Genomic DNA, 24,547 nt, shown 5'->3' with positions numbered 1-24,547 from the left:
CCCCTATGCGATCACTGTTGAAGTCTTAACAGATATAGGGACAATCATGATTAACTCACTATCACACAATAATGCTCAGCTCAAAACCAACACCGATGCTTGCGAAGATGCATCCGTTGCGGCTTATATGAGCGATAATTTTATTACTATTTCTGAAAAACTGACCGCTAAGGAAGCCTGCGACTATTTGCTTTCTCAGCTACAGACGGATGAAATTCCCTCTCAATTATTTGTCACCAGCGATGATTATCACTTGTGCGGCGTTTTGTCGGTAAAGAAGTTATTGCAATCCATTGAACCGAACAGCCCAGTCGGCACCATGATGAATCAAACCTTTTTCCATGTTTCCCCTGATGATGAGCGTAATGATGTCGCGCATCTATTAAATAAAGGCGGCGTTGATGTTGTGCCGGTTTTGGTTAATCGGAATTTGGTTGGAGTATTGGGCGAAAAAGAAATTGCTCGTCTGATCGAAGATGAAAACACCGAAGATGCCCAGCGCCAAGGTGCCAGTTTACCTTTGGATAAACCTTATTTAAGTACCAGCCCTTGGGAATTATGGAAAAAGCGCTGTCCGTGGTTGCTGATGTTATTTGTAGCTGAAGCTTATACCGGTACGGTAATTAAAGCCTTTGAGGAACAGCTGGAAGCAGTTATTGCATTGGCATTCTTTATTCCATTGCTGATTGGCACCGGTGGTAATAGTGGAACGCAAATTACCTCGACTCTGATTCGCGCTATGGCATTAGGAGAAGTCAGCCTGCGTAATGTCGGTAATGTGATCAAAAAAGAGGTCACTACCTCATTAATGATTGCAATAACCATCGGTGGTGCTGCCTGGATCCGGGCCTGGGTTATGGGCGTGGGAATGGATGTTACGCTAGTCGTTAGTCTGGCATTGGTCGCTATTACCATTTGGAGCGCCTTTGTTTCATCCATTATTCCGATGCTACTCAAAAAAGCCGGAATAGATCCTGCGGTAGTTTCAGCGCCCTTTATTGCCACTTTTATTGATGGTACCGGGCTGATTATCTACTTCAAGATTGCGCAAGTTGTTTTGAATATATAACCAAAGAGTGGAATGACGACGGATCGCTGCATTTGTATATGAGTATAGGAATAGTCAATGTTCTGAGTTTCAGTGCAGCATTCTTAATAAAGATGTAGCCGCGGATAAATAAATTGTTCGCGGCTAACATAGAAAGGAATTGAGGAGGCGGTCATCGCAATATATTTTTTAGTAAACATATTAAGGGGATAGCTATAGATTAAATTAAGAAGAGGTTTGTTATGAATAACATGACGGTATTTATGTCGTTTCTTGGAATTATCAGTGTATTGGGTTTTGTGGCCATTTATATGAGTGCGAAATGCGATGAATAACAACAAAGGGTATGATTTTGCCTAGAAGCATCCTTCCTGCAAAAAAAAGTAGGATGTGCAGGAAGGATGAGCGTGCTTAATGATTATCATTGCCAATGCAGTAAGTGAATAAGTGTTTTATAAAATAAAGCAGGTAAAGTTCGGATTTATTTTATAAAATATACAAGGAGGGTGGTTATGGTGTTTTATATTATCGGCATTCTTTATGCCACCTTTATGATTTCTGTCGGTATTTACGAGATTAATCTAGATACGGGGGAAAACCAGGAAACTTTTTATCGGATATTACTGGTGTTCTCAGGTAGCATAATAGTCTTTGCCTTTGTATGGAGCTTGTTACATTGGCTGAAAGGCTCGAAGAAATAAAGAAGAGGCTGCGAAAAAGTGAATAGTTCGCATTTCTCTTTCTAACTGAATTACTAAAGTTAAAACATCCGGCCTAAGGCGGGAGATTTTTCTATGCCTAAAATCGGTCGATGTAAATTCAGCCGTCGCTAAGTGAGTACGACATGCAAAATGAAAAACAAGACGTTGCCTTGAAGTCTATGGTTGCCAGCGGGTTACTTTCGGTTGGTAAATTTGTCGTGGGCATATTTACCGGAAGTATTGGTCTGATTTCTGAGGGAATTCATTCTCTGACAGATTTTATTGCTACAACCATTACCTGGTGTGCGGTACGAGTGAGCGATAAACCTGCCGATGACGATCACCATTTTGGCCACGGAAAGGTCGAGAATATGGCGGCTCTGTTTGAGATTTTACTGCTGGTAATGGCGGCGGGCTGGATCGCCGTAGAGGCATGGAAACATTTCTGGGGGGAAACTCAGCCCATTATCGCTGCGCCAGCGGTTATTGTGACGTTGCTGATTGCGATGGTGATTGATTTCTACCGGGTTCGCGCGTTAAGACGAGTTGCAGCGGAAACAAATAGCGCCGCGTTAGAAGCCGGCGCGTTGCATTTTCTCTCCGATATGATGTCGTCCGGGGTGGTGTTGCTGGGCATGGTATTTGTTTTATTGGGCTATCCAAAAGCCGATGCGGTAGCGGCTATGGTGGTCGCGTTGTTTATTCTGGTGACGGCAATCAAATTAGGAAAACGCTCGTTTAATACCTTAATTGATACCGCGCCCGAAGGAATACAGCACGAAATTACCGGCTCATTGACGCGTTTCCCGGAAGTGCTTGGCGTAGCTAAATGCCGAGTGCGCGATGCCGGAGCGATGTTATTTATCGAAGTGACTATCGTAGTATGTAGAACGTTATCTTTGGAACGTATCGATCGGTTAAAAAGCCATATTTCCGAACAATTGGCGGCAGATTATAGCGAGGCTGAAATAACCGTATTGGCTACGCCGAAGAAGAGAAGCGATGAAAATATGGCGACTCATTTACGGGTTATCGCCGCCAATAATGACGTAGCCATTCATAATTTAACTTTGCAGCAGTTAACTACCCATACCTGTATTAGCCTAGATTTAGAAGTGCCAGCGCATTTCAGCGTGACTCAGGCCGACGTGGTGGCTAAAGCGATGAAATCGGCTATCCGTAACGATTTGGGCAGAGAAACTGAAGTGGATATTCATATTGAACCGCAGATAAACTACTTGCTCAGCACGGAAGATGTGGCGGAAGACGAACTGACGATGATTCGCGAAGCTTTACAGCGTTTAACTCAGCAGGACAGTATTTTGCGAGGGATTCAGGATGTCAAAGCACGAAATACCGACGTTGGTATCGTAGTCAGTTTCAATTGTATTGTGCTGCCGTTTATTTCAGTGATCAAGGCGCATACCGCCATCGATAATATCGAAATGAAGCTGCGCGCGCTTTATCCCACCATTTCCCGCGTTGTGGGTTACGTTGAGCCGACTCCGGTTAATCCTGCTCCGGCATTACTGGTCCCCCCCATCCCCGTAGCTCCCGTGCCTACGGCATAAAATTCAGCAATTATTGTTGTCAATGGCTGTGTGCCGATGGCGCGTTTTACGCGATAAACCGTCAGACAGCCAATATTTTTCGTGACGGTTTTTGGACAGGCAAGCAGTGATTGAAAGCGTCATTCTCGGCGGGCGATGGGAAATTGTGCACACGAAGGGCGATACTGCGGTCATATTGTGGCATAATGCGCGCCGAATCACATATTTCTAATATTGATCTCCCCCTATTCAGTAATCCAATCGAGAGCAAGCTCTGTGCTAAGTACTAACAATATCACCATGCAATTCGGCAGTAAGCCGCTGTTTGAAAACATCTCTGTAAAATTTGGCGGCGGCAACCGCTATGGTTTGATCGGCGCTAACGGCTGCGGCAAGTCAACCTTTATGAAAATCCTCGGTGGCGATTTAGTACCGAGCGCAGGCAACGTATTCCTCGATCCAAACGAGCGTTTGGGTAAATTGCGTCAGGATCAGTTCGCCTTTGAAAACAATACCGTACTCGACACCGTGATCATGGGTCATGGCGAGCTGTGGGAAGTGAAAGAAGAACGCGACCGCATTTACGGTCTGGCCGAAATGAGCGAAGAAGACGGCTATAAAGTCGCCGATCTGGAAGTTGCCTACGGCGAAATGGACGGTTACAGCGCAGAAGCCCGAGCAGGTGAGTTATTACTCGGCGTAGGTATTCCGGTAGAGCAACATTATGGCCTGATGAGCGAAATCGCACCGGGCTTTAAACTGCGTGTGCTATTGGCGCAGGCGCTGTTCTCTAACCCGGAAATTCTGCTGCTCGATGAGCCAACCAACAACCTGGATATCGATACTATCCGTTGGTTAGAGCAGGTGCTGAACGAACGTAGCAGTACCATGATCATTATTTCCCATGACCGTCACTTCCTGAACATGGTATGTACTCACATGGCGGATTTGGACTACGGCGAACTGCGGGTTTACCCAGGTAACTACGACGAATATATGACTGCGGCCACTCAGGCTCGTGAACGTCTGTTGTCTGATAATGCTAAGAAAAAAGCGCAGATTTCCGAATTGCAGTCTTTCGTTAGCCGCTTTAGCGCCAACGCATCCAAATCTAAACAGGCGACTTCCCGCGCCCGTCAGATTGATAAAATTCAGTTGGATGAAGTTAAGGCCTCGAGCCGTCAGAACCCGTTCATCCGCTTCGATCAGGAAAAGAAACTGTTCCGTAACGCGCTGGAAGTGGAATCTATTACTAAAGGTTTCGACAATGGCCCGCTGTTTAAAAATTTGAAGCTGATGGTTGAAGTTGGCGAGAAGGTCGCGATTCTGGGCCCGAACGGTATTGGTAAAACCACTTTGCTGAAATGTCTGGTCGGTGATACTGAACTGGATTCCGGCACCGTTAAGTGGTCTGAAAATAGCAAAATCGGTTATTACGCACAGGATCACGCCAGTGATTTCGACATTGACCTGACGGTCTTCGACTGGATGAGTCAGTGGAAACAGGAAAAAGACGACGAGCAGGCGGTTCGCAGCGTACTAGGGCGTTTACTGTTTAGCCAGGACGATATCAAGAAGAAAGTTAAGGTGCTGTCTGGCGGTGAGAAGGGGCGAATGCTCTTCGGTAAGCTGATGATGGAGCGTCCAAATATTCTGATTATGGATGAGCCAACTAACCACTTGGATATGGAATCCATCGAAGCGCTGAATATGGCGCTGGAAATGTATGAAGGTACTTTGATCTTCGTTTCCCATGACCGCGAATTCGTTAGCTCACTGGCGACTCGCGTGATTGAAATGACGCCAAGCAAAATCCACGACTTTACCGGTAACTACGAAGACTATCTGCGTAGCCAAGGTATTCAGTCTTAATCAATATCGATTAATGCTGAAATTAAAAAAGGCTGGTGCAAATGCATCAGCCTTTTTTGTTTTCTGGCGTAGCCTGACGTTTAGTTTTTACTGCAGACTTCACAGTGAGGTACTTTCGCCAGCTTCATCGTGCGGAATTCCAGTGTCATGGCATCCAGCATTAGGAGTCTACCACGGCGTACCTCGCCATAACCGCTAAGCAGCTTAATGGTTTCCATTGCCTGTAAACTCCCTATAGTGCCAACCAATGGCGCCATTACGCCGGTTTCCACACAGGTGAGGGGGGTATCACCGAACAAGCGACTCAGGCAGCGATAGCATGGCTCATCGTCCTGATAGGTAAATACGCTGATTTGCCCTTCCATTCGAATCGCCGCGCCGGAAACCAGCGGTTTTTTTTGAGTAAAGCACAGACGATTTAGCTGTTCGCGAATGTCCAGGTTATCAGTGCAATCCAGTACTAAATGATGATCGGCGATAGCGGCTGAGAGTGGCGAATCGTCTAGTTGGCGATCCAACGTAGCCACGCTCAAATGCGGATTGATTTCTTCTAAGGTCAGGCGCGCTGACGCGACTTTGCTCATGCCGATCCGGTCATCCCGATGCAGAATCTGGCGCTGTAAATTTGATAAAGAAACGGTATCAAAATCCAGCAGGGTTAAATGTCCAACGCCCGCCGCCGCCAGATATTGCGCGGCAGCGCAGCCTAAACCGCCTAGCCCGACGACCAATACGCGTGAGGCTTTAAGCCTTTCCTGACCGTCGAAATCAAAACCGCGCAGGACAATTTGCCGGTTGTAGCGCAGCATTTCTGCATCTGAAAGTTCCGGCAGCATATCAGCCTCCTAGCAAGCCGTTAAATAGCTCGATTTCTACGCTTTCCCCGACGGCGACCGAACCTCGATCCCGTTCCAAAACGATAAAGCAGTTGCCTTGGCTGAAGGCGCTGAAAACGTGAGAGCCCTGATGCCCGGTGGAGCGGACTTCCAGCTTACCGTCTGCACCGCGGGAGAAAATCCCACGCTGGAAATCCAGTCGTCCCGGCGATTTTTTCAATGGCGTCATCGCCGTTGCAGTCAGACGTAGCGGCGGTTGCCATGAAGTCTGTCCGGCCAGTTTAGCCAGCAGCGGCTGCACCAGTTGATAGAAAGTCACAACGGCAGAAACCGGGTTACCGGGTAGGCCGCAGAACCAAGCGTTCTTCAGTTTGCCGAAAGCGAAAGGTTTACCCGGTTTGATTGCCAGCTTCCAGAAGCCGATGTTGCCCAGTTCTTCCAGCATTTGTTTGGTGTAATCAGCTTCGCCCACGGAAACGCCGCCGCTGCTGATCACCACATCAGCCACTTCATCAGCCTGACGGAAGGCGTGGCGTAAAGCGTCCTGATCGTCTGGGATTACGCCTAAATCGATCACCTGACAGCCCAGTTGTTGCAGCATTAAACGTACGGCAAAACGGTTGGTATCGTAAATTTGGCCTTCTGCCAGAGGTTGGCCTACGGCCTGTAGCTCGTCGCCGGTAGAAAATATGGCGACTTTCAACTGGCGCATGACCTGCAATTTGGCAATGCCGAGAGAAGCTAACAGGGGCAGTTCGGCTACGCCCAGTTTGACTCCTGCGGAGAACACGCTGGCACCTTGCTGGATATCTTCCCCCGCCAGACGAATATTTTGCCCAGTTTTTACTGGGGCAGTGAATAACACGCCTTGTTCACTTACGCTGGCCTGCTCTTGCATAATGACCGCGTCGGCACTGGTCGGAACCGGCGCACCGGTCATAATACGAATGCAGCTGTTGGCGGGCCATTCACCGTGGAATGGCGCTCCGGCAAAGGCTGTCCCTGCGACGTACAGCGTCGTTTGGGCATTAACCTCATGGCTACGTACGGCGTAACCGTCCATCGCCGAATTGGCGAAAGGAGGAACGTTAATGGGGGAGGTCACTGGGCTGGCGGTAATCCGGCCTGCGGCATCCGTCAGCGGAATAATTTCCATCTCTGTGAGCGGAGTAACCTGCGACAGCATTTTTTTCAGCGCCTGTTCCAGAGAAATTAAATCCGAGGTGTTACAGTGATCCATGCTGGACTCCGTGGTCAGGATATTCCGGCGGGTAAGTCAGTCACCGGCGGTAATATATCCAATCAAAAAGGGTGAGAGCGGCTATTATGGCAGAGATCGACAAGCGGGTGAATGAATTGACCGGCGGCATCACAAGCGAAGCAGCGTATCAGGGGATAAACGGGAGCACATATGAATAGCCAACAGATTCTGGATTTCTGGTTTAACGAAATTGACCCGACATTCTGGTTCACAAAAAGCGATGATTTCGATGCTTTGCTGCACAAACGTTTTGGCGCGGTCTGGCAGGCGGCGTCCAAGGGCGAACTGGCGGAATGGCGACTCACTATCGAAGGGCGACTGGCGGAAATTATCGTTTTGGATCAATTTAGCCGAAATTTATTCCGCGATACGCCCGCTTCTTTCTCCTGCGATGGTATGGCCTTGGTGCTGGCGCAAGAAGCCATTAATACTGGCTTAACCGAGCAATTAACGCCGGCACAGCGCGGGTTCCTCTATTTGCCGTTTATGCATTCAGAATCACCGAGGATACATCAGCAGGCTTTAATTTTGTATACCGAGCTTAATAATGGCGATCAGTTAGAATATGAGCTGCGGCATAAAGCGATTATCGACCGCTTTGGCCGTTACCCACACCGTAACTCTATTCTCGGGCGAGTTTCCAGCGCGGAAGAACAGGCGTTTCTTCTGCAACCGGGATCTGGTTTCTAAAAATACCCTACTAGAACCTGGCTATTACGAATATAAAATGGCTAGGTTCTTATTTATTTCAGTGATGATTTAAAATCAATTTCTGCCGCTATCCTTTATTTCTCCATGTACTATCGGATCTCTTATTATAGAAAACACATTGGGAATCGGAGTGAAAAATTTAACCGCGATAGCCACTCCAGTATTACAGTATTTTTTAAAATCATCTGCTTCGCATTCACCATGTTCATTGATGGCATGAGCGATCGAGGCGAAAATAAATAGTGATAAAAATAGAGTAATTTAAAGTCATCTATTTATTAAATGAATATTTATTGCGATTGGGAAAGATGCGGCGTAATTAAAGAAAGCCAATAAACAGGGTTGGCCAGTGAAATAGCAATAATAAACTGATATTTATCGCTGAGGAGAAGGGTATTGAAACGAAATATTATGACAGAGGTAGAATAATTAGTTGGGGAATAAAATCATTCCCCAATGGAGCGACTTATTTATGCAGATACTCAGCGTGGAAGTGCAGATGATCTTCAATAAATGTCGCTATGGTGAAATAGCTGTGATCGTAACCAGGCTGAATGCGTAGCGTGAGCGGCCAGTCTTTTTGGCGCGCCAGTTCCGCCAGTTTGGCTGGCTGCAGTTGATCGGCTAGGAATTGATCGCCATCGCCCTGATCGACCAGAATAGGCAGCGGTTGGTCACTGTTAAACAGTAAATGACAACTATCATATTGCAGCCATTTTGTTTCATCTTCACCAAGATATTCTGTGAATGCTTTACGCCCCCACGGAACCTGACAAGGATTAACAATAGGAGCAAAAGCCGATACTGACTGGTATTGCTGTGGATTACGCAATGCCAGCATTAAGGCTCCGTGGCCGCCCATTGAATGCCCGCTGATAGATTGCCGTTCGCTAACGCTAAAGTGTTGCCGAATTAACGCCGGCAATTCTTCGCTGACATAATCGTACATACGAAAATTCGCTGACCAAGGTTTCTGAGTGGCATTCAGATAGAAACCTGCTCCCTGACCCAAATCGTAGCTTTCGTCATTCGGTACGTCTTCACCACGAGGGCTGGTATCCGGCATTACCAGTACCAATCCCAGCTCGGCGGCAATACGCTGCGCGCCGGCTTTTAGAGTAAAGTTTTCGTCGTTGCAAGTCAGGCCCGACAGCCAGTACAGCACCGGCGGTGGATTATCATCACGCGGTGGTGGCAGATAGATGCTGAATGTCATGTTGCAATTCAGGCTGCGGGATGAATGGCGATAACGCTGTTGCCAGCCCCCAAACATCCGATGCTCTTCGAGAAGTTCAATTGACGTATGCATGTCTGCTCTGCCTCCTAGCTTTATTTATTAAAGTGAATCACGCTGCGAATAGATTTACCTTCATGCATTAAATCAAAGGCTTCGTTGATTTGATCCAGACCCATAGTATGAGTAATAAAATCGTTCAGCTGGAATTTGCCGTCTAAATATTGCTGCACAATGCCCGGCAACTGGGAGCGTCCTTTCACGCCGCCAAACGCAGAGCCACGCCATACACGGCCGGTAACCAGCTGGAATGGACGGGTAGAAATTTCTTCACCGGCCCCGGCTACACCGATAATCACCGATTCGCCCCAGCCTTTGTGGCAGCATTCCAGCGCTGAACGCATAACATTAACGTTGCCAATACATTCGAAGGAGAAATCTACGCCGCCGTCGGTCAGTTCCACGATCACGTCTTGAATCGGTTTGTCATAATCTTTTGGATTAATCAAATCCGTGGCGCCCAGTTTGCGTGCCAGATCGAATTTACTGGTGTTGAGGTCGATACCAATAATACGACCTGCGCCAGCCATCTGTGCGCCGATAATGGCAGACAGACCGATGCCGCCCAGACCAAAGATTGCCACCGTATCGCCCGGCTGTACTTTAGCCGTATTCATTACCGCACCCATGCCGGTGGTAACGCCACAGCCCAGCAGGCAGACTTCTTCCAGCGGTGCTTCTTTATTAATCTTCGCCAGCGAAATTTCCGGTACGACGGTTAATTCGGAGAAGGTTGATGTGCCCATGTAATGGAAAATAGGCTGACCATTCTTAGAGAAGCGTGTAGTACCGTCTGGCATCAAACCCTTGCCCTGAGTGGCGCGAATCGCCTGACACAGATTGGTTTTTCCGGAACGACAGAATTTGCATTCCCCACATTCTGGGGTGTACAGCGGAATGACGTGATCGCCCACGGCGACGCTGGTGACACCTTCACCCACGGCTTCAACAATACCGCCGCCTTCGTGGCCTAAAATCGCTGGGAAGACGCCTTCGGGATCTTTGCCAGACAGGGTGTAAGCGTCGGTATGGCAAACGCCAGTGGCGACGATACGCACCAGCACTTCGCCTTTTTGCGGTGGCATCAGGTCCACTTCTTCAATGGATAGCGGCTGGTTCGGCCCCCATGCGACGGCGGCGCGGGTTTTGATCATCTCCATGGTGTTGCTCCTCGATTTCTCATAGTAGTGTTATGTAAATTAACTTCTTATGTATATTATTTGTTGTATTGGCGTTTTAAGTCGCGGGTTAAGCAGGGGGTTCAATTTGCTCAATAATCAGCTCTTTCAGTGCGCGAACGTTCGGGCTGAAGGCATCTTTACGCCAGATAAGCCAGGTGGCGGTATCGGCGAATTCAGGGGGGAGCGAGTGAACCCGTACCCGTTCGTGACCGGGTAGTAATGCCAGTACTGAATGGGGAATTAGCGCCAGACCAGCGCCGCTGGCAACACAGGCCAACATGGCGTGATATGACTGGATTTCCAGAATAGTGCCAGGCAGCACGCCAGCCTGTCGAAACCATGACTCCAGCCTTAAACGGTAGGAGCAACTGGGGCGGAAGGCAAATAGGGTTTCATCCACTGCGTCTCTAGCCTGATTAATCGGCGGGTGATCCAAGCATGAGATGATCACTAATTGTTCTTCGAAAGATCGGCAGCCATGTAGTTCTTCATGCTGAACTGGGCCATCGACCAATGCCGCAGCCAGCGTGCCGGCGCGCACCTGTTCGATAATTTCGCCGGAAGTGCCGGTGGTCAGCGACAGTGAAACCTGAGAGTAGCGCTGATGATAAGCGGCCAGCAGGTTGGGTAAACGCGTGGCTGCGGTGCTTTCCATCGATCCCAATGGAAAATTGCCCGCAGGCTCCCCGGCATGGGTAATACGCATTGCTTCTTCACTCAACGCCAGAATACGGTTGGCGTAACAGAGAAAATTATGGCCCATCGGCGACAGGCGCAGACGCTGCTTTTCACGGATAAACAGATCGGCACCCAGCTCAACCTCAAGCTGGCGCAGGCGGGTGGTCAGATTCGACGGCACGCGATGCATCTGTTCCGCCGCTCTGGCTACTGAACCGGTTTCCGCTACGCAGCAAAACATGCGGAGTTGGGTTAAATCCATAACTATTCTCTTTTCGTGACGAACTTCGTGAGTATTATTCATTTTTTGTGATTCTAATGCTGAGGCATGATATTAGCAACTTTCTTTTAACCGGCAGTTTGGGAACAGGCAGATCAGAGTCATGGCGTTAAGAATCGCTTTAAGTGGGTTTCTGGCATTAGTGGTCGCAATGGGGATTGGCCGATTTGCCTTTACGCCGCAGGTTCCTCTCATGATAGCTGAACATCAGTTCAGCCTGACCGGCGCGGGGCTGGTGGCGGCATTCAACTATCTGGGTTACCTGTGTGGCGCCTACGATGCGATGCGAGCCAGCCGTTACGTCGAGCGTCGCCTGTGGCTGGGCGTATGGGGTGCCGTGACGCTGACATTGCTTTCCGCCGTAGTGGAAGGCCCGTGGTGGCACGGTGTGGTACGTTTCGCTATCGGTTGGGCTAGCGGTTGGTCAATGGTGCTGGTGGCTGCATGGACCAATGAGCGATTGGCTCACTTTGGTCGTCCGGCTTTTAGTGCTGCGGTATTTGCCGGACCGGGGGCGGGTATTTTCATCAGCGGTATACTGGCCGTCGTGATTCATAGCTACGGGTTAACGGCATCGCAGGCTTGGCTGGTTTACGGCGCGTTGGCACTGGTGCTAATTGGCGCGATCAGTATCAACTTACCCAGAGCAGGAGAGCTGCATCGCCCGCAGGTCGTGGCGGAACCTTTGATTTTGACGCCTGCGCTGAAGCGTTTGGTGTGGAGCTACAGTCTGGCAGGCTTCGGTTATATTTTGCCGGCGACGTTTCTCTCACAAATGGCGACCGCGCGTTTTCCGGACAGCCTGTTCGCTCAGTTTGTCTGGCCGGTCTTTGGTGGTGCAGCGGTGATTGGCATTGGCTTAGGTATTTTGACGCGTCGTTGCCTGACGACTCAAACTCGTCTGGCATTGACGCTGTGGGTACAGGCATTAGGGGTTCTGTGCGCTGAGTTAGTGCCGGGCGTGAGCGGTTTAGTTCTCGGCGCGATGTTTACCGGCGGCGGTTTTCTCTGTGTGGTGCAGCTATCTTTACAGCGCGGGCGAGAGCTGGCGCCGAATCACACGCGCTACATGGCCGGTTTACTCACCACGGGCTATGCCGTTGGGCAATTAGTCGGGCCAATGTTGTCTGCGACCTCCACGGCGTTAACTCACCGGCTAGAGCCTGCGTTGTATATTGCGGTCGTCGCACTGATTGTGGCGGGGGCTTTGGTGTTCAATACGGCGGCGCGCGCCGGAGAAAAAACGACGGAATAAATCGGGGAAACAAAGCATCTGAAACCGCGGTGGATAAGGGCATATTGCCCTTATTTCATCACGACATGAAACACAATCACTGGATAATCCGCACGCTCTCATCTAGAGTGGGGCACAAAATCCGGACGTGATCTGCATCAATGTTTATTCCCGCCGGGTGCGTAAGCCTGTTGGAGAGAAGAATGTCATCGCTAAGTAAAGAAGCAATATTGGTCCATGCCGCATTGGAAGCCCGTGGTCTCGAAACCCCGTTACGGGGACAAGTGTTAGATTCTGAAACGCGCAAACAGCGAATTCAGGAGCATATGACAGAAATTATGCAGCTACTGAATCTCGATCTATCCGATGACAGTCTGGCCGATACCCCAAGACGCATTGCCAAAATGTATGTGGATGAGATTTTCTCTGGTCTGGATTACGCCAATTTCCCTAAAATCACCGTCATTGAAAACAAAATGAAAGTGGATGAAATGGTCACGGTTCGGGATATCACTCTGACCAGCACCTGTGAACATCATTTTGTTACTATCGATGGTAAAGCTACCGTTGCCTATATTCCGAAAGACAGCGTGATCGGTTTGTCGAAAATCAACCGGATTGTGCAATTCTTTGCCCAGCGTCCGCAGGTACAGGAACGTTTGACTCAGCAAATTTTGCTGGCGTTGCAAACGCTGTTAGGCACCAATAATGTGGCCGTATCCATTGATGCGGTACATTATTGCGTTAAAGCACGCGGTATTCGTGATGCGACCAGCGCGACCACCACCACCTCTTTGGGCGGACTGTTTAAATCCAGCCAGAACACCCGGCAGGAATTCCTGCGCGCGGTGCGCCATAGTAGCTAGTCCCTTTTTTGAACGAGACGGCACGCTAAAGTGCCGCTAAACAGGATGTCGAGTATGCGTCAACGGATCGCAACTTTGGACAGCGCGAGAGGGTTGGCCATTCTTGGCATTCTTCTCCTCAATATCAGTGCGTTTGGTCTGCCTAAAGCCGCCTATCTCAATCCCGCTTATCTGGGAATACCGTCACTATCTGATGCTTGGACGTGGGCAATCCTGGATATTTTTGCTCAGGCCAAATTCTTATCGATGTTCGCTATTCTATTTGGCGCAGGTATTGAATTGCTGTTGCATCGGGGCAAAGGCTGGATACAGGCGCGGCTGTCTATTTTACTCCTGCTAGGATTAATTCACGGAATTTTTTTCTGGGACGGCGATATTCTGCTGGCTTATAGTCTGATCGGTTTGGTTTGCTGGCGAATGATTCGTGATGCCAAAAGTGCTGAAAGCTTATTAAGAACTGGCATAGTGCTGTATCTGATTGGCGTCGGTGTTTTGTTATTACTCGGTTTTATCGTTACTGGCGAGCCTGGTCAGTTTTGGATGCCTGGACCGGCGGAATTACAATACGAACAGTACTGGAAGCTACAGGGGGGGAGTGAGGCGTGGATAAATCGCGTTGATTTATTGTCTTCCAATTTGATCGCGATCGGCGCTCAATACGGCTGGGAACTGGCCGGTTTTATGCTCTTTGGCGCAGGATTAATGCGCAGCGGCTGGCTACGTGGGCAGTTTAGTTTGCTGCACTATCGCCTACAGGCTGCGTGGATGATACCGCTTTCACTGGTTATTCAAATCCCGGCTATCGCACTGCAATGGCATCTACAATGGGAATATCGCTGGACTGGATTTTTGCTGCAAGTGCCGCGGGAGTTAGGCGCGCCGCTGCAAACGCTGGGTTATTTGGCGCTGTGTTACGGTTTCTGGCCCAGTTTGTCCCGTCTGCGTATCAGTCACTGGTTAGCCAACGTTGGACGTATGGCGCTGAGCAACTATCTGCTACAAACGCTGATTTGTATCACTATTTTCTACCGTTTCGGCCTGTATCAGCAATTAGATCGCTTGCAATTATTAGCCTTGGTTCCGGTGGTTTGGCTATGTAACCTATTGTTTTCTAACCTATGGTTGGCCTGTTTCAAGCAAGGGCCGGTCGAGTGGGTATGGAGAAAGTTGACCGCACAGGCCTGTGGACAGCGGGCAGAGAGTACTGATAGCAAGAAATGATCTACTTTATGAATAAACTGAGGCTTGCTAGTTAAAAATTTGTATGTAAGCGTTTTCTTTCCTGTGACGTATTTCACGTAGTCACAACCCTAAACTGGTTAGGATAAGTGCCAATATCGGCAGTATGCAGAATGAATGCGCTGCCTTCCTCATCACAGGGCGATATTTCTATGGCCGCAGTCAATTCTATTACTATTCGTGATGTTGCAAAACTGGCTGGCGTTTCTCTCGCTACGGTATCCCGAGTACTGAATAAGAGCGCGGCATGCCGTCCAGCCACGCAGGCCGCAGTGATCAAAGCGGTGGCCGAGCTGGGGTACCGCCCCAATGCCAATGCTCAGGCACTCGCGAACCAAAGCAGTGACACCATTGGCGTGGTGGTCATGGATGTCTCCGATCCTTTTTTTGGCGCATTGGTCAAAGCGGTCGATACCGTAGCACAACAGCATAATAAGTATGTATTAATTGGTAATAGCTATCACCAGGCTGACAAAGAGCGCCATGCTATCGAAGTTCTGATCCGCCAGCGCTGTAATGCTTTGGTGGTTCACGCTAAAGCGTTGGATGATGCGGAACTGATCGCTTTTTTGGAGCAAATTCCCGGAATGGTATTAATAAATCGAATCATTCCCGGCTACGAATCACGCTGCGTTGGGCTGGATAATGTTAACGGTGCGCAAATGGCCAGCCGATTGCTGCTGAAACAAGGCCATAGACGTATTGGTTTTCTTGGTTCTAACCATCCCATCGACGATGTGATTCAGCGCCAGCACGGCTATATTCAGGCTTTGGAAGCGGCAGGGGTTTACCCGCAGGAGAGCTGGCGTGCCTACGCTACGCCGGATCTGGCCGGTGGAGAAGCGGCGATGATCGATTTGTTGAGCCGTAATCTCAATTTGAGCGCGGTTTTTGCCTACAACGATTCTATGGCTGCCGGGGCGCTGGCGGTGCTAAAAGAAAACGGTATCATCGTCCCAGAGCAGTTTTCCCTAGTGGGTTTTGATGATATTCCTATCGCGCGCTATACCAGTCCAAAACTCACTACAGTCCTCTATCCTATTGTTTCAATGGCAACTTTAGCTACTGAATTAGCCCTCTCCGGTGCCAGTGAATCGCGAGAGGATAATGCCAGCTATTGCTTCCAGCCGACGTTGGTTCCCCGTCATTCCGTCACTTCCTGCCAAACTGTGGCATCGCTCACTAGTTGAGTATTTATTCTTGTGTAACCGTTTTCAATCTGTGAGAAAATTCACAGATTATTAACAAGCCCCCGTCTATGCTTTATTCGTTTTCTCTCTGCTTGGATCGAAATTTTACCGCTGAGGTAAGGCAAGTTACCGGTAATGATCCCGCAGATAGTGTGATGCTGTTTTGCCTTCACTAGCGGTAAGCGGTGCTTTTGTCAGGAAAACTGGTCGTTAAGCACTTATGTTTTTGCTGGTGACAGGCTACTTACACCGCTTTTTCGGAGTTGAGTGAGGTCAAGGACGATAGATATTCAGTTGTCAGCTGCTCTGACCGATGGTTTCGATTATCGCTAAGGCAACGGTGTTATCACCCTGTACTACCCTACATAAACCCGGAGATACAAATGAATAAGAAGGTTTTCACTTTAGCCACTCTGGCCGCCAGCATGCTGTTTGGCGCGGCTGCTCAGGCAGATACCCGCATTGGCGTCACCATTTATAAATACGATGACAACTTTATGTCGGTTGTGCGTAAAGCCATTGAAAAAGAAGCCAAAGGTTCACCTGACATCACGCTGTTGATGAATGATTCTCAGAATGACCAATCTAAACAAAATGACCAAATCGACGTATTGCTCGCAAAAGGCGTGAAAGCGTTGGCGATCAACTTGGTTGATCCTGCGGCGGCTCCGGTCGTGATTGATAAAGCCCGCGCAAACGATATCCCGATTGTGTTCTACAACAAAGAACCTTCTCGTAAGGCTTTAGATAGCTACGATAAAGCTTATTACGTTGGTACGGATTCTAAAGAATCCGGTGTCATTCAGGGCGAGCTGATAGCCAAACACTGGAAAGCCTCACCGGCGTGGGATCTGAACAAAGACGGTCAGATTCAGTATGTACTGCTGAAAGGTGAGCCGGGCCATCCGGATGCAGAAGCGCGTACCACTTACGTAATTAAAACGCTGAATGATAAAGAAGGCATCAAAACTCAGCAGCTTCAATTAGATACCGCGATGTGGGATACCGCGCAGGCGAAAGATAAGATGGATGCTTGGTTGTCTGGTCCCAATGCCAACAAAATTGAAGTGGTTATCGCTAACAACGATGCAATGGCAATGGGCGCGGTTGAAGCATTAAAGGCGCACAACAAAACCAATATTCCAGTATTTGGCGTAGATGCATTACCAGAAGCGTTGGCATTGGTTAAATCTGGGCAAATGGCCGGTACGGTGTTGAACGATGCAAATAATCAGGCAAAAGCTACCTTTGATTTAGCGAAAAATCTGGCCGCAGGCAAAAACGCGACTGATGGTACGCAATGGAAAGTAGAAAACAAAGTGGTGCGAATTCCATATGTGGGCGTAGATAAAGACAATCTGGCTCAATTTACCAAATAAGTATTTATTACCTGCTGCTCCGTTTCGCTCAGGGGTGTCCGGGCGGGTCAGCGGGTTTTATCAGGTATCCTTATTTTAAAGCGGTTTTGATCGCCAATGATGCGAAGCCGTTTTTTAGCCAGGTGTAGCTATGGCCGATATTAATACAGCACAGCCGCGCGAGTGGTTGCTGGAAATGAGTAATATTAATAAATCATTTCCGGGCGTAAAGGCATTAGATAACGTTAATTTAAAAGTCCGACCGCATTCTATCCATGCCTTAATGGGAGAAAACGGTGCCGGTAAATCAACGCTATTAAAGTGTCTGTTTGGTATCTATAAAAAAGACTCTGGCAGCATTATCTTCCAGGGCGAAGAAATAGAATTCAAAAGCTCAAAGGAAGCTCTTGAGCATGGTGTTTCAATGGTACATCAGGAATTAAATCTGGTATTACAACGTACGGTGATGGACAACATGTGGTTGGGACGTTATCCAACCAAAGGTTTGTTTGTCGATCAAGAAAAAATGTACAAAGATACCAAGGCAATTTTTGATGAATTAGATATTGATATCGACCCGCGCGATAAAGTAGCTACGCTATCGGTATCACAAATGCAGATGATCGAAATAGCCAAAGCTTTTTCCTATAATGCCAAAATCGTTATTATGGATGAGCCAACGTCATCACTAACGGAAAAAGAAGTGAACCATCTGTTCACTATTATCCGTAAATTAAAAGACCGTGGCTGTGGCATTGTTTATATCTCTCATAAGATGGAAGAGATATTCCAGCTGTGCGATGAAATTACTATTTTACGCGATGGGCAGTGGATCGCCACCCAGCCGCTGGCCGGCCTGGATATGGATAAGATTATCTCGATGATGGTCGGGCGCTCTCTAAGCCAGCGTTTCCCCGATCGGCAAAATAAGCCTGGCGAAGTTATTCTGGAAGTTAAAAATCTTACTTCACTGCGTCAGCCTTCAATTCGCGATGTATCCTTTGATCTGCATAAAGGGGAGATTCTCGGCATTGCCGGTTTAGTTGGGGCGAAACGCACGGATATCGTCGAGACGCTCTTTGGCATTCGCGAGAAAATCAGCGGAACCATCAAACTACACGGTAAATCCATCAGTAATAACAGTGCCAACGAAGCGATTAATCACGGTTTTGCGTTGGTGACGGAAGAACGCCGTTCTACCGGTATCTATGCGTATCTGGATATTGGTTTCAACTCTTTGATTTCTAATATTCGTAATTATAAAAATAAATTTGGTCTGCTGGACAACAGCCGGATGAAAAGCGATACCCAATGGGTGATTGACGCCATGCGGGTAAAAACGCCTGGCCATAGAACCAGTATTGGATCACTTTCCGGCGGTAATCAGCAAAAAGTGATTATTGGCCGTTGGTTACTGACTCAACCAGAAATATTAATGTTGGATGAACCGACGCGCGGTATTGACGTTGGAGCCAAATTTGAGATTTATCAGCTCATCACCGAACTGGCGAAAAAGGGAAAAGGGATAATTATTATTTCATCCGAAATGCCAGAACTGTTAGGGATAACCGACAGGATTCTGGTTATGAGCAACGGTCTGGTTGCGGGAATTGTGGAAACGAAGCAAACCTCGCAAAACGAAATATTGCGTCTTGCATCCTTGCACCTCTAATCTAGTTGAAGGTTCTTATTATGAATGCGTTAAATAAGAAAAGTTTGCTCACTTATCTTAAAGAGGGCGGGATTTATGTGGTTTTGCTGGTGCTGCTGGCAATTATCATTTTCCAAGACCCAACCTTTTTAAGTTTGATGAATTTAAGTAATATTTTAACTCAGTCCTCGGTACGTATTATTATCGCGTTGGGCGTTGCCGGGTTAATTGTGACTCAGGGTACAGATTTATCCGCCGGACGACAGGTTGGTTTGGCTGCGGTCGTTGCCGCAACCATGTTACAAGCGATGGATAATGTGAATAAGGTTTTCCCTGACTTACAAACCGTACCTATTCCATTCGTTATTTTAACCGTCTGTCTGATTGGCGCAATTATCGGTTTGGTTAACGGTATTATTATCGCCTATTTAAACGTCACGCCGTTTATTACCACTTTGGGCACCATGATTATCGTTTATGGGATTAACTCTCTGTATTACGATTATGTGGGCGCATCTCCGATTGCCGGTTTCGATCCTGCGTTTTCCTCATTTGCTCAGGGGTTCCTGCGATTCGGTGATTTTAAACTGTCATACATTACATTCTACGCATTGATTGCCATTGGCTTTGTTTGGGTGCTGTGGAATAAAACGCGCTTCGGTAAGAATATCTTCGCCATCGGTGGTAATCCAGAGGCCGCAAAAGTTTCTGGGGTTAACGTTCCACTAAACCTAATCATGATTTATGCATTATCCGGCGTGTTTTACGCCTTCGGCGGGATGCTGGAGGCTGGACGTATCGGTAGTGCCACTAACAACCTTGGTTTTATGTATGAATTGGATGCCATCGCAGCCTGCGTGGTTGGCGGCGTATCCTTTAGCGGCGGGGTTGGTACGGTCTTTGGCGTGGTCACCGGCGTTATCATTTTTACGGTCATTAACTACGGTTTGACCTATATCGGTGTAAACCCTTACTGGCAGTACATTATTAAGGGCGGAATCATTATTTTCGCCGTGGCGCTGGATTCATTGAAATATGCCAAGAAGAAATAATGGCTAATTGAAAGACGGTCTCAATTAAGACAAAAGCCAGTCAGGAGTCATCCGGCTGGCTTTTGTTGTTTTATACAGTTTGTGGCGACGGAGAAACTCGGACAGGCGCAGCGGGGTGCGTTTCGGTGGCTTACGTCACTACGATTCTATCGCCGCATTCTCCCTTTACCACCTCGGTTGTTCAATACCTAGATGCGGCAAGCTTGCGGCTAAAGGTTATTTCTCTCGCTTATCAGCTGCCAGCTTGTGTTCCAGTTCGACCAACTGTTCCGGTGATACCGCAGGATAGCCCTGAGCATCATCAGGCACGATATGCACTGCCGGAATGGGAATCAGTGGCCCAAGGAAACGCGGCTCGCGCTTCAAAATATAGAGGTCAGTCAATGCTCCTAAGCGAGCAAAAATCTCTCTAACTCGCACCGAAAGCATATTTTTCGGCGAAGGAACCGCATAGCACTGCGCCTGAATCCCCATATGCATGGCTATAAACAGCGCGCGCTCGCAGTGGAAACGCTGCGTGACGATAATAAAATCGTTGGTGTCGAATACTTTGCGGGTGCGAACGATAGAGTCCAGCGTGCGGAAACCGGCATAGTCCAACACGATATCTGCAGGGGCCACGCCAGCGGCAATAAGATCTCGCCGCATGGTCATCGGCTCATTATAACTTTGCTGTGCATTATCGCCGCTTAACAGCAGGTAGTTTACCTTGCCGCTGTTGTAGGCGTTAATCGCCCCTTGAATACGATAAAGGTAAAACTGATTGATGACGCCAGTACGATAATATTTTGCCGTTCCCAACACTACGCCGACCTGACGATGAGGTAATTGTTGAATTTCATCATAGATATAGGGGGCGGTTTTCCAACTTATCCAACGATCGAGCACAATAGCCGACGCCATCAGCAATCCTGCGATGATAAATAAGCTGATAATCAGGCGTTTCCACATTCTCGGGCCTTGGTTGCGTCGATGCTTGGGGTTATCTGCAAGGCTACTTTACCTGATACGGCGGCGCAAGACGTGACGGGGGCAGTTAAGCTGATTTTTGTTATTAAAAAGCAAGGATTTCTCTAACTGGATAGAGATTAACCTGCCCGAGGGCAGGTTAAGGTAACACTAGAAGGAGGTACGCTTGTAGGTTCGGTACTGAGGCTGCCAATAATTATGTTCGATAGCCTGCGCCAGCGCGTTATCCGAGGTGACGGTTGCCACGCCCTGTAACTGTGCGGCTTTACCCACCTGCATCGCAATACTTTTGGAAACAGCCTGAATATCATCAATATTCGGCAGTAAAGCCCCTTCACCGTGAATAGCCAGCGGAGAACAGTCAGCCAATGCGCGGCTGGCGGCCATCAGCATACCGTCGGTAACGCGACGTGCGCCGGATGCCAATACGCCCAAACCGATACCTGGGAAGATATAGGAGTTGTTGCACTGAGCGATAGGGTAAATAGTCTCTTTGTAGCTAACCGGTGCGAACGGGCTACCGGTAGCAACCAACGCTGCGCCGTCCGTCCAGTTCAGGATATCTTCTGGACGCGCTTCTACCCGAGAGGTTGGGTTAGACAACGGCATCACGATAGGACGCGCACAGTGGCTGTGCATCTCGCGGATCAATTCTTCAGTAAACAAGCCCGGTTGGCCGGATACGCCGATTAATACCGTTGGCTTGGCGTGACGAACCACGTCCAGCAGTGAGATCGCATCGTTTTTCAAATCCCAGTTTTGCAGATTTTCGCTTTTCTGCACCAACTTGCTTTGGAAATCCAGCAGGTTTGGCAGTTTATCTGTCAGTAAACCGAAGCGATCGACCATAAATACGCGGCTGCGAGCTTCTTCTTCACTTAATCCTTCGGACATCATCTGTGCGATAATTTGTTCTGCAATCCCGCAGCCCGCGGAACCCGCCCCTAGGAAGGTGACGGTTTGATCACGCAATTGACTACCGGCGGCACGGCTGGCCGCAATCAGACTGCCCAGCGTCACGGCGGCGGTGCCTTGAATATCATCGTTAAAGCAGCAAAGCTCATCGCGATAACGGTTTAGCAGTGGGGTCGCATTTTTCTGGGCAAAATCTTCAAACTGCAATAATACGTTTGGCCAGCGGCGTTTGACTGCCTGAATGAATTCATCGACAAATTCGTAATATTCGTCGCCGGAAATACGCGGATGACGCCAGCCCATATACAACGGATCATTCAGGCGCTGCGGGTTATTGGTGCCGACGTCCAGCACTACCGGCAGGGTATAAGCCGGGCTGATACCGCCACAGGCGGTGTACAGAGACAGTTTTCCAATGGGAATCCCCATGCCGCCGATGCCCTGATCGCCCAGTCCCAAAATACGTTCACCATCGGTCACAACGATGACTTTAACGTTTTGTTTGGTGGCGTTTTGCAGCATATCGTCAATGCGATCGCGGTTCGGATAGGAAATAAACAGCCCGCGAGCTCGGCGATAAATATCAGAGAAATGCTCACAGGCTTCCCCGACCGTTGGCGTGTAAATAATGGGCATCATTTCGCTCAGATGCGCTTCCAACAGGCGGTAAAACAGGGTTTCGTTGGTATCTTGAATATTGCGTAGGTAGATGTGTTTATCATCATCATTTTTGAAGTCTTGGTACTGGCGATACGCTCGCTCAGCCTGTTCTTCAATAGTTTCAACTGCTTCGGGTAACAGTCCGTGCAGGTTAAAGTGGCTGCGCTCGTCGTCAGTAAAGGCGCTGCCTTTGTTCAATAAGGGAAATTCCAACAGAATCGGGCCTGCGTAGGGAATGTACAGCGGGCGTTTACTTTCGTATTCAAGTTCCATGAGTTTTACTCTTAAGCGTTATCGGATGGCCGTTACTGATTCCGATCCTAAGAGATAGGGAAAATATGTACAGCATTTGTTAGCAATTTATAACAATTGCCAACAGAAATGAGAGTTAAAGAGCAAAAATCAACGTGGTAGCGATTTTAATTAGCGTGAATAATGGCGCTTATTAAAGCGCCTGATAACTTTAACCCTTAATTAATTACATAACTCAAATTAATTAATGGTTAGCACTCATTTTGCTTATTTTATGGATTACGGGAGTTTGTCATCGTGAGTTCTATGCGCTGGCCGTATGACACTTCCAGCGTATTACCATCGGGATCGGCAAAATACGCCCAATAACCGACGGGTTCACCGGAATCTTGCGGCGCAGATCGCAGACAACCCTCGGCGCTGGCCAGAGCAACCAATTCATCGACTCGTGCTCGACTTGCGCAGGCAACGCCGAGGTGTCCGAAAGGCCCTAACGGCGTGTCTTTTAGCTCCGGAGATTGCACGAGGACGAGAGCAAAGGGGCGACTGTGATCGGTCATCCATGCTACTTCCATACCGGGTTTGCCTCCTGCCCGACGGTGAATCAGAGTCATTCCGGCGTAACGCTGATAGAAATCAAGACTACTATCAATATTTTGCACCACTAATGCAATGTGGCTTAGCCCCAAGTCGAGCGAATGATTGGTATCAATTACAGTGGTTGTCATAGGTATTTCTCCGGTTAATAACTTGAGGTTTTCTTCACCGGTCAAATGATTCATTATTCATTCAATGATTGATAATCGATATTTTATCTAGTGAGTATTCATTTCATGAATAATTTGCGCGCCATAGATCTTAACCTGCTAGTGATACTGGATGTTTTGCTTAGTGAGCGGCACGTATCCCGAGCGGCTACGCGGTTGCACATGAGTCAACCCGCAGTGAGCCACGCGCTGAATCGGCTACGTTATTTGCTGGATGATCCGTTACTGGTGCGTGCGCCCGGTGGTTTTCAGCTTACCCGTCGGGCGCTTGAGTTAGTTCAGCCTTTGCAGCAGATTCTGGAGCAGGTTCGACAACTGGTGGGTTCTGCTCAATTTGTTCCGGCACAGGCTAGCCAAAGTTTTCGCATTGCGTTATCTGATTATGGTGCGGCCATTGTGTTACCTGGGCTGCTCCAGCGGTTACGCCAGCAGGCTCCGGGCATCGATCTGGTGGTGGTGCAGCTCAGTAGGGAGCAGATGGTTGAGCAAGTGCTAGCGGGGCAGTTAGATCTGGCGCTGGGTGTGTTTCCCCATTTGCCCGCTGGGTTAAGCAGTTGCAGGCTATTTGAAGAACATTTTGTCTGTGTTGCTGACGCGAATCATCCATTAGGGAATGAAAAGCGCCTGACGTTAGACGCTTATCTGGCTCAGCCGCATTTGCTGGTTTCTATGCGTGGTGAAAGCGTGGGAGAAGTGGAGGCGGCACTGACGGATTTGGGCATTCGACGGCGGATTGCCGCAATTCTGCCGCACTTCCTGGTGGCACCGCAGACGGTGGTGGGGACGGATTTACTTTTGACGATCGCCAGCCGAGTTGTCGCGACTCAGCCAGAATCAATGAGGCTACTGCACCTTGAGCTGCCTTTTGTCGTACCGAGCTTTGATTTTGTGCAAATCTGGCATCCACGTCATAGCCACAAAGAAGATCAGCGTTGGCTGCGGCAGCAGGTAGTGGAGAGTCTCTGAAAATAAGCGCCCCGGC

General features: G+C 48.6%; 22 protein-coding genes. 14 read left to right on the top strand and 8 right to left on the bottom strand.

Annotated elements, in window-relative coordinates; translation table 11 throughout:
- Positions 1-46 precede the first annotated feature (46 nt).
- The 5 genes from AD970_RS01855 (at position 47) to AD970_RS01840 (ending at position 5,171) form a co-directional block, all read left to right on the top strand.
- Positions 47-1,069 carry a magnesium transporter gene (locus AD970_RS01855; RefSeq protein ID WP_049596624.1) on the top strand — a complete coding sequence of 341 codons (1,023 nt, stop codon included), beginning with the start codon at positions 47-49 and terminating at the stop codon, positions 1,067-1,069.
- A 221-nt stretch (positions 1,070-1,290) separates the two neighbouring features.
- Positions 1,291-1,383 (top strand): protein MgtS, encoded by a 93-nt coding sequence (mgtS, locus tag AD970_RS20320; protein WP_157045416.1) that lies wholly within the window; start codon positions 1,291-1,293, stop codon positions 1,381-1,383.
- A gap of 177 nt (positions 1,384-1,560) precedes the next feature.
- Positions 1,561-1,749: a hypothetical protein gene (locus AD970_RS01850; RefSeq protein WP_049596623.1), complete on the top strand. Its 189-nt coding sequence runs from the start codon at positions 1,561-1,563 to the stop codon at positions 1,747-1,749.
- Positions 1,750-1,892: 143 nt separating this feature from the next.
- Positions 1,893-3,320 carry a cation diffusion facilitator family transporter gene (locus AD970_RS01845; RefSeq protein WP_049596622.1) on the top strand — a complete coding sequence of 476 codons (1,428 nt, stop codon included), beginning with the start codon at positions 1,893-1,895 and terminating at the stop codon, positions 3,318-3,320.
- A 255-nt stretch (positions 3,321-3,575) separates the two neighbouring features.
- Complete coding sequence (locus AD970_RS01840) at positions 3,576-5,171, top strand: ABC-F family ATPase (protein ID WP_072080580.1); 1,596 nt, start codon at positions 3,576-3,578, stop codon at positions 5,169-5,171.
- An 80-nt stretch (positions 5,172-5,251) separates the two neighbouring features.
- Here the strand turns inward: AD970_RS01840 and moeB are convergent, their stop codons facing one another.
- Positions 5,252-6,007 carry a molybdopterin-synthase adenylyltransferase MoeB gene (gene moeB, locus AD970_RS01835; RefSeq protein WP_049596620.1) on the bottom strand — a complete coding sequence of 252 codons (756 nt, stop codon included), beginning with the start codon at positions 6,005-6,007 and terminating at the stop codon, positions 5,252-5,254.
- 1 nt (position 6,008) lies between these two features.
- Positions 6,009-7,247, bottom strand: a complete 1,239-nt coding sequence (gene moeA / locus AD970_RS01830) for a molybdopterin molybdotransferase MoeA (protein WP_049596619.1) — start codon at positions 7,245-7,247, stop codon at positions 6,009-6,011.
- Positions 7,248-7,418: 171 nt separating this feature from the next.
- On the opposite strand from moeA, the gene AD970_RS01825 reads away from it, so the two are divergent.
- Positions 7,419-7,958: a DUF924 family protein gene (locus tag AD970_RS01825; protein ID WP_049596618.1), complete on the top strand. Its 540-nt coding sequence runs from the start codon at positions 7,419-7,421 to the stop codon at positions 7,956-7,958.
- Positions 7,959-8,445: 487 nt separating this feature from the next.
- Here the strand turns inward: AD970_RS01825 and fghA are convergent, their stop codons facing one another.
- The 3 genes from fghA to ptrR form a co-directional block, all read right to left on the bottom strand.
- Positions 8,446-9,288 carry an S-formylglutathione hydrolase gene (gene fghA, locus AD970_RS01820; RefSeq protein WP_049596617.1) on the bottom strand — a complete coding sequence of 281 codons (843 nt, stop codon included), beginning with the start codon at positions 9,286-9,288 and terminating at the stop codon, positions 8,446-8,448.
- 20 nt (positions 9,289-9,308) lie between these two features.
- Positions 9,309-10,433 (bottom strand): S-(hydroxymethyl)glutathione dehydrogenase/class III alcohol dehydrogenase, encoded by a 1,125-nt coding sequence (locus AD970_RS01815; RefSeq protein ID WP_049596616.1) that lies wholly within the window; start codon positions 10,431-10,433, stop codon positions 9,309-9,311.
- A gap of 88 nt (positions 10,434-10,521) precedes the next feature.
- Positions 10,522-11,394: a putrescine utilization regulator PtrR gene (gene ptrR / locus AD970_RS01810; protein ID WP_049596615.1), complete on the bottom strand. Its 873-nt coding sequence runs from the start codon at positions 11,392-11,394 to the stop codon at positions 10,522-10,524.
- Positions 11,395-11,515: 121 nt separating this feature from the next.
- On the opposite strand from ptrR, the gene AD970_RS01805 reads away from it, so the two are divergent.
- From AD970_RS01805 to mglC, 7 genes are all read left to right on the top strand, one after another.
- Positions 11,516-12,667, top strand: a complete 1,152-nt coding sequence (locus AD970_RS01805; RefSeq protein WP_049596614.1) for a YbfB/YjiJ family MFS transporter — start codon at positions 11,516-11,518, stop codon at positions 12,665-12,667.
- 182 nt (positions 12,668-12,849) lie between these two features.
- On the top strand, positions 12,850-13,512 hold the full coding sequence (folE, locus tag AD970_RS01800) for a GTP cyclohydrolase I FolE (RefSeq protein WP_049596613.1): 663 nt from the start codon (positions 12,850-12,852) through the stop codon (positions 13,510-13,512).
- 54 nt (positions 13,513-13,566) lie between these two features.
- Positions 13,567-14,733 carry a DUF418 domain-containing protein YeiB gene (gene yeiB, locus AD970_RS01795; protein ID WP_049596612.1) on the top strand — a complete coding sequence of 389 codons (1,167 nt, stop codon included), beginning with the start codon at positions 13,567-13,569 and terminating at the stop codon, positions 14,731-14,733.
- A 170-nt stretch (positions 14,734-14,903) separates the two neighbouring features.
- On the top strand, positions 14,904-15,941 hold the full coding sequence (gene galS / locus AD970_RS01790) for an HTH-type transcriptional regulator GalS (protein WP_049596836.1): 1,038 nt from the start codon (positions 14,904-14,906) through the stop codon (positions 15,939-15,941).
- A gap of 383 nt (positions 15,942-16,324) precedes the next feature.
- Positions 16,325-17,320, top strand: coding sequence for a galactose/glucose ABC transporter substrate-binding protein MglB (mglB, locus tag AD970_RS01785; RefSeq protein WP_049596611.1), 996 nt, complete (start codon positions 16,325-16,327; stop codon positions 17,318-17,320).
- A 130-nt stretch (positions 17,321-17,450) separates the two neighbouring features.
- A complete protein-coding gene (gene mglA, locus AD970_RS01780) occupies positions 17,451-18,971 on the top strand; it encodes a galactose/methyl galactoside ABC transporter ATP-binding protein MglA (protein WP_049596610.1) in 1,521 nt (506 codons plus the stop codon).
- 20 nt (positions 18,972-18,991) lie between these two features.
- The gene (gene mglC / locus AD970_RS01775) at positions 18,992-20,002 is read left to right on the top strand and encodes a galactose/methyl galactoside ABC transporter permease MglC (RefSeq protein ID WP_049596609.1); all 1,011 of its coding nucleotides are present in this window, start codon (positions 18,992-18,994) and stop codon (positions 20,000-20,002) included.
- A 216-nt stretch (positions 20,003-20,218) separates the two neighbouring features.
- Here the strand turns inward: mglC and sanA are convergent, their stop codons facing one another.
- The 3 genes from sanA to AD970_RS01760 form a co-directional block, all read right to left on the bottom strand.
- Complete coding sequence (gene sanA / locus AD970_RS01770) at positions 20,219-20,953, bottom strand: outer membrane permeability protein SanA (protein ID WP_049596608.1); 735 nt, start codon at positions 20,951-20,953, stop codon at positions 20,219-20,221.
- Positions 20,954-21,121: 168 nt separating this feature from the next.
- Positions 21,122-22,819 (bottom strand): NAD-dependent malic enzyme, encoded by a 1,698-nt coding sequence (locus AD970_RS01765; RefSeq protein WP_049596607.1) that lies wholly within the window; start codon positions 22,817-22,819, stop codon positions 21,122-21,124.
- A 251-nt stretch (positions 22,820-23,070) separates the two neighbouring features.
- Positions 23,071-23,526 carry a VOC family protein gene (locus AD970_RS01760; RefSeq protein ID WP_049596835.1) on the bottom strand — a complete coding sequence of 152 codons (456 nt, stop codon included), beginning with the start codon at positions 23,524-23,526 and terminating at the stop codon, positions 23,071-23,073.
- 105 nt (positions 23,527-23,631) lie between these two features.
- On the opposite strand from AD970_RS01760, the gene AD970_RS01755 reads away from it, so the two are divergent.
- A complete protein-coding gene (locus AD970_RS01755) occupies positions 23,632-24,531 on the top strand; it encodes a LysR family transcriptional regulator (protein WP_049596606.1) in 900 nt (299 codons plus the stop codon).
- Positions 24,532-24,547 lie beyond the last annotated feature (16 nt).

It is taken from the genome of Yersinia nurmii (genome assembly GCF_001112925.1).
In the GTDB taxonomy this organism is placed as follows: Bacteria; Pseudomonadota; Gammaproteobacteria; order Enterobacterales; family Enterobacteriaceae; genus Yersinia; species Yersinia nurmii.
The sequence above is the reverse complement of the archived record's forward strand: the minus strand, read 5'-3'. Positions and strand labels throughout refer to the sequence as shown.

What these genes read in the sequence shown, in the direction of transcription:
- AD970_RS01855 (WP_049596624.1), top strand. Translation starts at nt 47, where the DNA reads ATGATTAACTCACTATCACACAATAATGCTCAGCTCAAAACCAACACC.
- mgtS (WP_157045416.1), top strand. Translation starts at nt 1,291, where the DNA reads ATGAATAACATGACGGTATTTATGTCGTTTCTTGGAATTATCAGTGTA.
- AD970_RS01850 (WP_049596623.1), top strand. Translation starts at nt 1,561, where the DNA reads ATGGTGTTTTATATTATCGGCATTCTTTATGCCACCTTTATGATTTCT.
- AD970_RS01845 (WP_049596622.1), top strand. Translation starts at nt 1,893, where the DNA reads ATGCAAAATGAAAAACAAGACGTTGCCTTGAAGTCTATGGTTGCCAGC.
- moeB (WP_049596620.1), bottom strand. Translation starts at nt 6,007, where the DNA reads ATGCTGCCGGAACTTTCAGATGCAGAAATGCTGCGCTACAACCGGCAA.
- moeA (WP_049596619.1), bottom strand. Translation starts at nt 7,247, where the DNA reads ATGGATCACTGTAACACCTCGGATTTAATTTCTCTGGAACAGGCGCTG.
- AD970_RS01825 (WP_049596618.1), top strand. Translation starts at nt 7,419, where the DNA reads ATGAATAGCCAACAGATTCTGGATTTCTGGTTTAACGAAATTGACCCG.
- fghA (WP_049596617.1), bottom strand. Translation starts at nt 9,288, where the DNA reads ATGCATACGTCAATTGAACTTCTCGAAGAGCATCGGATGTTTGGGGGC.
- AD970_RS01815 (WP_049596616.1), bottom strand. Translation starts at nt 10,433, where the DNA reads ATGGAGATGATCAAAACCCGCGCCGCCGTCGCATGGGGGCCGAACCAG.
- ptrR (WP_049596615.1), bottom strand. Translation starts at nt 11,394, where the DNA reads ATGGATTTAACCCAACTCCGCATGTTTTGCTGCGTAGCGGAAACCGGT.
- AD970_RS01805 (WP_049596614.1), top strand. Translation starts at nt 11,516, where the DNA reads ATGGCGTTAAGAATCGCTTTAAGTGGGTTTCTGGCATTAGTGGTCGCA.
- folE (WP_049596613.1), top strand. Translation starts at nt 12,850, where the DNA reads ATGTCATCGCTAAGTAAAGAAGCAATATTGGTCCATGCCGCATTGGAA.
- yeiB (WP_049596612.1), top strand. Translation starts at nt 13,567, where the DNA reads ATGCGTCAACGGATCGCAACTTTGGACAGCGCGAGAGGGTTGGCCATT.
- galS (WP_049596836.1), top strand. Translation starts at nt 14,904, where the DNA reads ATGGCCGCAGTCAATTCTATTACTATTCGTGATGTTGCAAAACTGGCT.
- mglB (WP_049596611.1), top strand. Translation starts at nt 16,325, where the DNA reads ATGAATAAGAAGGTTTTCACTTTAGCCACTCTGGCCGCCAGCATGCTG.
- mglA (WP_049596610.1), top strand. Translation starts at nt 17,451, where the DNA reads ATGGCCGATATTAATACAGCACAGCCGCGCGAGTGGTTGCTGGAAATG.
- mglC (WP_049596609.1), top strand. Translation starts at nt 18,992, where the DNA reads ATGAATGCGTTAAATAAGAAAAGTTTGCTCACTTATCTTAAAGAGGGC.
- sanA (WP_049596608.1), bottom strand. Translation starts at nt 20,953, where the DNA reads ATGTGGAAACGCCTGATTATCAGCTTATTTATCATCGCAGGATTGCTG.
- AD970_RS01765 (WP_049596607.1), bottom strand. Translation starts at nt 22,819, where the DNA reads ATGGAACTTGAATACGAAAGTAAACGCCCGCTGTACATTCCCTACGCA.
- AD970_RS01760 (WP_049596835.1), bottom strand. Translation starts at nt 23,526, where the DNA reads ATGACAACCACTGTAATTGATACCAATCATTCGCTCGACTTGGGGCTA.
- AD970_RS01755 (WP_049596606.1), top strand. Translation starts at nt 23,632, where the DNA reads ATGAATAATTTGCGCGCCATAGATCTTAACCTGCTAGTGATACTGGAT.